At 43.5% G+C, this 8955-nt stretch carries 5 protein-coding genes and 3 pseudogenes; 6 read left to right on the forward strand and 2 right to left on the reverse strand.

The window, feature by feature from the left end:
* Positions 1–271: 271 nt before the first annotated feature.
* Positions 272–478, forward strand: a pseudogene (locus M1B78_RS15795) (site-specific integrase); the annotation flags it as partial.
* On the opposite strand, the pseudogene M1B78_RS15800 reads toward M1B78_RS15795, so the two are convergent.
* Both M1B78_RS15800 and M1B78_RS15805 read right to left on the reverse strand, forming a co-directional pair.
* Positions 479–792, reverse strand: a pseudogene (locus M1B78_RS15800) (beta-galactosidase); the annotation flags it as partial.
* A 663-nt stretch (positions 793–1455) separates the two neighbouring features.
* The gene (locus tag M1B78_RS15805; RefSeq protein WP_257941190.1) at positions 1456–2553 is read right to left on the reverse strand and encodes an IS4 family transposase; all 1098 of its coding nucleotides are present in this window, start codon (positions 2551–2553) and stop codon (positions 1456–1458) included.
* Between the two features lie 73 nt (positions 2554–2626).
* Here M1B78_RS15805 and M1B78_RS15810 point away from each other — a divergent pair.
* The 5 genes and pseudogenes from M1B78_RS15810 (at position 2627) to M1B78_RS15830 (ending at position 8860) form a co-directional block, all read left to right on the forward strand.
* Positions 2627–3352, forward strand: a pseudogene (locus M1B78_RS15810) (IS982 family transposase).
* Between the two features lie 331 nt (positions 3353–3683).
* On the forward strand, positions 3684–5021 hold the full coding sequence (locus M1B78_RS15815) for a DEAD/DEAH box helicase (protein WP_257932163.1): 1338 nt from the start codon (positions 3684–3686) through the stop codon (positions 5019–5021).
* Between the two features lie 274 nt (positions 5022–5295).
* Positions 5296–6363 (forward strand): 3-phosphoserine/phosphohydroxythreonine transaminase, encoded by a 1068-nt coding sequence (serC, locus tag M1B78_RS15820; RefSeq protein ID WP_136011142.1) that lies wholly within the window; start codon positions 5296–5298, stop codon positions 6361–6363.
* 109 nt (positions 6364–6472) lie between these two features.
* On the forward strand, positions 6473–7396 hold the full coding sequence (locus tag M1B78_RS15825) for an NAD(P)-dependent oxidoreductase (RefSeq protein WP_257932162.1): 924 nt from the start codon (positions 6473–6475) through the stop codon (positions 7394–7396).
* A gap of 216 nt (positions 7397–7612) precedes the next feature.
* The gene (locus M1B78_RS15830) at positions 7613–8860 is read left to right on the forward strand and encodes a DUF1015 domain-containing protein (RefSeq protein ID WP_257932161.1); all 1248 of its coding nucleotides are present in this window, start codon (positions 7613–7615) and stop codon (positions 8858–8860) included.
* Positions 8861–8955: the final 95 nt, after the last annotated feature.

Consider the following 8955-nt stretch of genomic DNA (forward strand, 5'->3'; position numbering starts at 1 on the left):
TTGAGAGGTTATGAGGTAATTTTGCTACCTATCCGTTGCCTTTTTTAGTGTCAATCCGGTGGTGAAAACGTAACGGAATCCACCCTGATTTTGCTTCTGCCATCTCAAAGAACCCTTGTTTGCGAGAGCGAAGATACGCATAATTTTCCGTGTATCGGGTAAATATGCCTATTGTTCTCTGTTTCAGGGGTCTGTTTCTATGTTCTGCCATATTTTTCATGCCGACAGGTAACTCTATACCGGTTAATTTTGCAATTAAAAGTATAGAGCTATGAATCAAGAAGATGTAAGGGTTTCGTTCTACCTGAAAAAGAGCGAAGCGGATGAGCAGGGAGAGTGCCCGATTATGGGCAGGTTGAATGTAGGCAAGTATTCCGAGGCGGCCTTCAGCGTGAAGATGACGGCTCCGGAATCGGCATGGCTTTCCGGTCGTGCCACGGGGAAGAGCGCAAGGTCAAGGGAAATCAACCGGCAGCTGACATCTTTCCAAGTGGAGGAGAATATCCTTGTTGCTCCACGACTGGGGAATGGTAACTTCACGTTGATACCAAGCCGGTCTGCAGTATTCAAACTTGCGGGTCAGCCGTTCTACATAACGGGCGGTAGTGGGCATACCTTTGCCACCTTCGTCCATACTGCCTGGCAGCTGGATCGACTCAGTCAGTTTGGATAGATAAAGCTCCGAACCGGGTGTTTTCCCGAATCCCATCGGGTCGGTTTGGAAGCGCCAGGTTCCTGGCTCAGGCTTTCCTGAGCTATCATCCATTGAGCACTACTGAGCAATAAGCTCATTAGAATATTTCTTTTCTTCATGTGTATTAAGATTAATATGCTTGCGTATTGTTTTAATTCACTTCCGGATACTGTGTTTTTTTTGCAAAATAAGCTATTTCTCAGCAATTGAATGATGGAAAATATGTTTATTCTCATGGATAATATTCCGGTAAGGATGAGGAAGGGGCGGGGGAATGAGAGATTATTCGTACATTTGTAATAAACATGCTATGCGGATTACATGGCCGTTGTAAACAGTCAATATGATACCTTGTCGACATAAATACATAACACGATAAACAAATGAGTAGAGATAACGACATGAAGGATTTTTGAACAGATTAGTAATTGAAAAGCAGCTAGAAGTAATTTTTCCACGTATTGGAGGTTCTTGTTTTTTGTGCTGTGTGCCGGGAGTACCATTGGCAACAGATACCCAAGAGGAGTTGCAGGTGCGCCCGTAAGGGCATATAATAACGTGAGTTCGAAATAATAATAAATATATTTCGCTGATAATTAGTGGTATAGCGATAAAAGTGTTAAATTTATAGTGCAGAATTATAAGATTTAAACGATTACCACTATATTTCCGGAGTCACTGCTGGGCACTTAGTCCCGGCTGATTTTCAGTTGTTTATAATTTAGTTCTTTGATATTTTTGTAATCACAATTGGTAAGTATCTATCTTACAGGTGTTTTATCCAGTAGAGAAAAGCTCAAAATTTGTAGAATTTCGTAGATTGGACGGTTGACTTTCAATTTGTAAGCGACAATGGCAACCAGACAGTATGTTATGATGGCACAGTACACTTGTGTCTTGACAGCATTCATCGTGGTGCCCCAAAAAGATTTTACTTTCAGGTGTTGTTTTATCCATTTGAAAAATAGTTCCACCTGCCAACGGTTCTTGTATAGCAAAGCAATTTCCTCTGCTGAGAGTTCCATGTTGTTGGTGATGAACACAAATTCTCTGTCCAGTTCTTCATCGTAGTATTTAACCCGCCGGAGTTTGTACGGATATGCTTTGAGCGATTTATACGTTTCAAGCATTCCAATCTGGTCACATTTTATTCCGGTTGTTTTATCGACTTCACGGGAATACATCCTGCGGAATCTCATATTATCCTTTGCACGTGTAACGAAGTAAGCACCACTAGCGTGAAGCTTATGCAAACGGGTGAAGTCAACATATCCTTTATCCATGATATAGAAACTTCCCTTTTCATAACTCAACTCGTCCAGCATGTTTACGTCATGTACTTTAGCATTGGTTACCAGTACGACTGTCGGTATGGAAGTCTTTACATCATACAAGGTATGAAGTTTGATGCCTCCTTTGTGTTTCCTAAATTCCGCCCACCAAAAAACATTCAGACAAAGGTCTATGGTGGAGGAATCAAAGGCATAAACATTACCGTCAACTTTCACCTCGAAGTCATTTTTGTTGTAGCTATTACGGGCTTCCGCAATCAGGGTATAAGCAAATTCTTCGTAGATACGATAATCTCTATTCCGGTTTGCTTTCCCCAGATTGGTACGGCTAACTGTTGCACCGAATCCCAAGTGATAGTACTTGTTCTTGTGTGCCTCGAGGCTGAGCATAAGGTCACGCATACTGTCTCGGGCGGTCAGTTGTCCAAGGATCATGCACAGCATCTGACTCCAACAGGTGAATGTTCTGATTTTCTTATTCCCGGAATACTTCTCTACCAAGCGGTCAAAGACACGACGGGGAAGAAAATCTGTAAGTTGAGCGAAGATATATTTGCCTTGATTCATTGTCTTGAGCTTTTGGGCAAAGCTAAAACAACTTTTCAATTCAAATCGTCACGCTCCAAAAGAATACATAACTATGCGATTATCAAAGATTTCAAAGAACGATGTTCAATTTAAAGTGCCCACTAGTGTTCCGGAGTCTAAAATTACAGAGATTTATTGTATGGCCGATGATTTTTGCAAGGAATTTGCGTTACAACAGGAAAAATACATGGTTGAAGACAGTAAACAGAAGCATCAGTTTTGTCGACTCCACTCCTTTACGTGTCTGCCGTAACCAAAGAATCCTTATTCATAAGACATTTGAGGGACTTGCAGAATGTGGGAAATGTTCAATGGGATGGTTCTTCGGATTCAAATTGCACTTGATTATCAATGATAAGGGTGAGATTCTCAATTTTATGTTCACGCCTGGAAACGTGGATGACCGGGAACCGTTGAAGCAAGGTAAGTTTCTGGAGAACATCAAAGGAAAACTATGCGCAGACAAAGGATATATTGGTCAGGCTCTGTTTGGGAACCTTTTCCTTGATGGTATACAGCTTGTCACTAAAGTTAAAGACAATATGAAGAATTCACTGATGAGTATTGCCGACAAGATTCTGCTCAGAAAAAGAGTCTTAATCGAAACAATCAATGACGAATTGAAGAGCATTGCACAGATAGAACACTCCAGACATCGTTCATTCAATAACTTTATAGCCAATTCTTTGTCGGCTATAGCACAGCATACAGCTTTTTTGAAAAGAAGCCCGCTATTGACGTAAATTTTGTCAATGACGGACAACTGCCTATTTTTTAATCTTATTTCGAACTCATGTTAATTAAGATGTCGGATACCTTAATATCAGAAATCTGGAGGACTTGACCTGTTTTCTATTTGCTAATTTGAAGTTTAACGAACTATTGTTATTGAATTTCGCTTATAAAAAATGGACGATAAGAAGAAATATTTGAGGAGGTGCTTCTGTATCGTTGTACACGGGATATAATGATTTTGCCATAATAACAAGCGATGAATACGATTTCTTAAATGAAAAAGCCGTAGTAGCTTTCTTAAAAGCTGTTTTCGTTTTGATGGAAACTGACTTCTTATTCATATCTTTGCATATTGATTAAAAAAAGAGATATTCATGGAACTTTCGGATATACTTCATAATTTGAAGATACAGGAACTCACTCCGATGCAGGAGGCTGCTAAAGAAGCCTATCAATCAACCAAAGATTTGGTGCTTCTTTCGCCCACCGGTTCAGGCAAGACGCTGGCTTTTCTCCTTCCGCTGGTACAGACCTTGAAAGCGGAGATACAAGATGTGCAGGCCCTTGTACTGGTGCCTTCTCGTGAACTGGCTCTGCAGATAGAAACTGTGTTCAAGTCCATGGGAACTCCCTTCAAGGCTATGAGCTGCTATGGCGGACGTCCTACCATGGAAGAACACCGGACAATGAAAGGCATTCATCCCGCTGTCATTATCGGTACTCCGGGGCGTATGAACGACCATTTGCGGAAAGAGAATTTCAATGCCGCTACTGTCGTTACTCTGGTGATAGATGAATTCGACAAGTGTCTTGAGTTTGGTTTCCATGACGAGATGGCAGACGTTATTGGACAGCTTCCCTCGCTGAAAAAGCGCGTACTTCTCTCGGCCACCGATGCAGAGGAGATACCGCAATTTGCCGGAGTAGGAGGTGATTCTCCGTCTTCCGGCCCTCGGCTCATGAAACTTGATTTTCTTGCTCCGGAAGCTCTTACTCCGCGTCTACGGCTGCAAAAGGTTGTTTCTCCGGAGAGGGATAAACTGGAAACCCTCTATAATTTGCTTTGTACTCTCGGCTATCATTCTACTTTGGTATTCTGTAACTATCGTGAAAGTGTGGAGCGTGCTGCTGGGTATCTGAAAGCCAGAAAGCTCTCTTGCGATATGTTTCATGGCGGTATGGAGCAGCCCGATCGCGAACGTGCACTTTACAAGTTCCGCAATGGCAGTTGCACTGTACTTATATCCACCGATCTTGCCGCCCGCGGACTCGATATCCCAGGTATAGACAATGTGGTGCATTACCATCTGCCCGTAAACGAGGAAGCCTATACACACCGTAATGGGCGTACTGCTCGCTGGGAGGCATCGGGAAATGCGTATCTTGTCCTGCATGCCGAGGAGCAGGTACCTGAGTACATCTCTGAAGACATCGAAATATACAGGTTTCCGGAGATGCTTTCCAAACCGGCCAAGCCCCGATGGGCTACCTTATATATAGGTAAAGGGAAAAAGGATAAGCTGAACAAGATAGATATTGTCGGCTTCTTGTATAAAAAAGGAGGGATGGCGCGTGAGGACGTCGGGCAGGTGGACGTAAAAGAACACTATGCCTTTGTAGCCGTGCGACGTAGTAAGATGAAACAATTGTTGACGTTGGTACGTGGGGAAAAAATCAAGGGAATAAAAACTGTTATAGAGGAAGCAAAGTGATTTATCTTATAAATAATTATTTTATTTGCACTTATTCTTTTGAATATGAAGTAATAAAACCGTCTTACTTTTAGTTTTTCCAAAAGTATTATCCTTGATAAGTAAGGATAACAAAATGGTGTATATCTCTTGTATAAACCATTAAAAAGTAAGCTAAATGTGGCTTAAAAATAGAATTTCATAAGGAAAGGTTTGTTTTAAGGAAATATTTCCGTAATTTCGCAAAGTCGAAAGACATTAATGAACGAAATTGTATAACCAAAACAAACTTCAAATGAAAAAGCATAATTTCAATGCAGGACCTTCTATCCTTCCTCGTGAGGTGATTGAGAATACGGCACAGGCTATTCTTGATTTCAATGGCTCAGGCCTTTCGCTGATGGAAATCAGCCACCGTGCCAAAGACTTCCAACCCGTTGTGGACGAAGCTGTGGCATTATTCAAAGAATTGCTCAATATTCCCGAAGGATATTCGGTATTGTTCTTGGGCGGTGGTGCCAGTTTGGAATTCTGCATGGTACCCTTCAACTTCCTTGAAAAGAAAGCTGCTTACCTGAATACGGGTGTGTGGGCCAAAAAAGCCATGAAAGAAGCTAAGGCATTCGGTGAAGTAATTGAAGTCGCTTCTTCCGCTGAATCTACTTATACCTATATCCCGAAGGACTATACTGTGCCTGCTGATGCAGACTATTTCCATATCACTACCAACAATACAATCTACGGTACGGAACTGAAAGAAGATTTGGACGTAAACATTCCGGTGGTGGCCGATATGTCTTCTGATATTTTCTCTCGTCCCATCGACGTGTCCAAATATATCTGTATCTATGGTGGTGCACAGAAGAATCTGGCTCCTTCCGGTGTCACATTCGTCATCGTGAAGAATGATGCTCTGGGTAAGGTTTCCCGTAATATTCCGACTATGCTGAACTATCAGACGCATGTGGATGGCGGTTCCATGTTCAATACTCCCCCTGTTGTCCCCATCTATGCAGCCCTGCAGACATTGCGCTGGATTAAAGCAGAGGGTGGCGTGAAGGAAATGGAACGCCGTGCCATCGAAAAGGCCGATATGCTGTATGCTGAAATTGACCGTAACAAAATGTTTGTGGGTACGGCTGCCAAAGAAGACCGTTCACGCATGAACATCTGCTTTGTGATGGCTCCCGAATACAAGGAACTGGAAGCAGACTTCTTGAAGTTCGCTACCGAAAGAGGTATGGTAGGTATCAAGGGACACCGTTCCGTAGGCGGATTCCGTGCATCCTGCTACAATGCCATGCCGAAGGAAAGTGTGCAGGCTTTGATTGACTGCATGCAGGAATTTGAGAAACTTCATTAATAATATTGTTTTCACCACAGACTACGCAGATTTGCACAGATTCTCTTTATGATTAAAATCTGTGATAATCTGTGTAATCTGTGGTGAGTCTTTTTAATATCATGAAATTATGAAAGTATTAGTAGCAACAGACAAACCGTTTGCTAAGGTCGCAGTAGACGGTATTCGTAAAGAAATAGAAGCAGCAGGTTACGAACTCGTGCTGTTGGAGAAATATGGTGAAAAAGCCAAGTTGCTGGAGGCTGTGAAAGATGCCAACGCTGTTATTATACGAAGTGACATCATTGATGCCGAAGTGCTGGATGCCGCCAAGGAACTGAAGATTGTGGTGCGTGCCGGTGCCGGTTATGACAATGTGGAACTGGAAGCAGCTACTGCCCACAATGTATGTGTAATGAATACTCCGGGACAGAACTCCAATGCTGTGGCCGAGTTGGCTTTCGGCTTGATGGTGATGGCTGTCCGCAATATGTATAACGGTACTTCCGGTATGGAACTGATGGGTAAGAAGTTGGGTATTCATGCTTATGGTAACGTAGGCCGCAACGTAGCCCGTATTGCCAAAGGCTTCGGTATGGAGATTTATGCGTTCGACGCCTTCTGTCCGAAAGAAGTAATTGAGAAGGATGGAGTGAAGGCTGTGGGTTCTGCCGAAGAGCTTTACTCTACTTGCGACGTCGTTTCCCTGCATATTCCTGCAACGGTCGAAACGAAGAATTCCATCAATTACGCATTGGTGAACAAGATGCCGAAAGGTGCCCTGCTGGTGAACACAGCCCGTAAGGAAGTCATCAATGAGGCCGAACTGATTCAGTTGATGGAAGAGCGTGCCGACTTGAAATACATGACCGACATTATGCCTGCAGCCCACGAAACGTTTGCAGCCAAGTTTGCCGGACGTTATTTCTCTACACCGAAAAAGATGGGGGCCCAGACTGCTGAGGCCAATATCAATGCAGGTATTGCAGCAGCCAAGCAGATTGTAGGCTTTCTGAAAGACGGTTGCGAGAAGTTCCGTGTAAACAAGAAATGAGATGAATAGCAAGACTACCTATAAATTTTCAGTTCTCTATTTAGCAATAGGTGCTGGTATATTCTCGTTAAGTAGTATATTCAGAAATGAACTATCAGATTTCGCCCTCGGTTTTTGCGAGGGTGTATCTATTGTGCTGATGTTAGGTAGTGCAATTAATCTGGTAAGATATTTCGTGAAAAAGAAACCTCAATAATCCATATAAAACACACCCTTATGGCTATAATAAAACCTTTTAAGGGGATTCGTCCCCCTCAGGATTTGGTGGAACAAGTAGCGTCCCGTCCTTACGACGTATTGAATTCTGCAGAAGCACGTGCAGAAGCAGAAGGTAATGAGAAGTCCCTATATCATATCATCAAGCCGGAAATAGATTTTCCCGTCGGTACGGATGAACATGACGAACGTGTTTATCAGAAGGCTGCTGAGAACTTCTGCATGTTTCAGGAGAAAGGCTGGCTGGTGCAGGACGATAAAGAAAACTATTACGTCTATGCCCAGACCATGAACGGCAAGACACAATATGGTCTTGTGGTCGGTGCCTATGTTCCCGATTATATGAATGGTGTCATCAAGAAGCACGAGCTTACGCGCCGTGACAAGGAAGAGGACCGTATGAAACATGTCCGCGTGAACAATGCCAACATTGAGCCCGTGTTCTTTGCCTATCCCGATAATGCTGTGCTGGATGCCATTATTTCCCGTTATACAGCCGGGAAGCCGGTATACGACTTTATCGCTCCAGGTGACGGTTTCGGTCATACCTTCTGGATTATAGACAAGCTGGAGGACATTGATGCCATTACCCAAGAGTTTGCCAAGATGCCCGCCCTCTACATTGCCGATGGGCATCATCGCAGCGCCGCCGCCGCTTTGGTGGGTGCGGAGAAAGCCAAGCAGAACCCCAATCACCGTGGAGATGAAGAGTATAACTACTTCATGGCCGTGTGCTTCCCTGCCAACCAGTTGACTATTATTGACTATAACCGGGTAGTGAAGGACTTGAACGGTATGACTCCTGAAGAGTTTCTGGCTGCCGTAGGCAAGAATTTCATCGTAGAAGAGAAAGGTACGGACATCTATAAACCGTCCGGGCTACATAACTTCTCTCTCTATCTGGACGGAAAGTGGTACAGCCTTACCGCCCGACCGGGTACTTATAATGATAACGACCCCATTGGCGTACTGGATGTAACTATTTCCTCCAATCTGATACTGGATGAAGTGCTCGGTATCAAAGACCTCCGTTCCGATAAGCGTATCGACTTTGTTGGCGGTATCCGTGGCCTGGGAGAGTTGAAGAAGCGGGTGGACAATGGTGAGATGAAAGTGGCATTGGCTCTTTATCCCGTTTCCATGAAGCAACTGATGGACATTGCCGATACGGGTAATATCATGCCTCCCAAGACAACTTGGTTTGAGCCGAAGTTGCGCTCGGGATTGGTGATTCATAAACTGGACTAAATGAATTGATATAAACTGAAACGAGGTTGTGTCAAAATGCTGGCACAACCTTTTTTTATGCGCAAAGCCCGGACTTTCCCAAGCCCAGGCTTTGT

Origin of the sequence: Bacteroides muris (ex Fokt et al. 2023), from assembly GCF_024704895.1 — a bacterium.
Lineage (GTDB): Bacteria > Bacteroidota > Bacteroidia > Bacteroidales > Bacteroidaceae > Bacteroides > Bacteroides muris.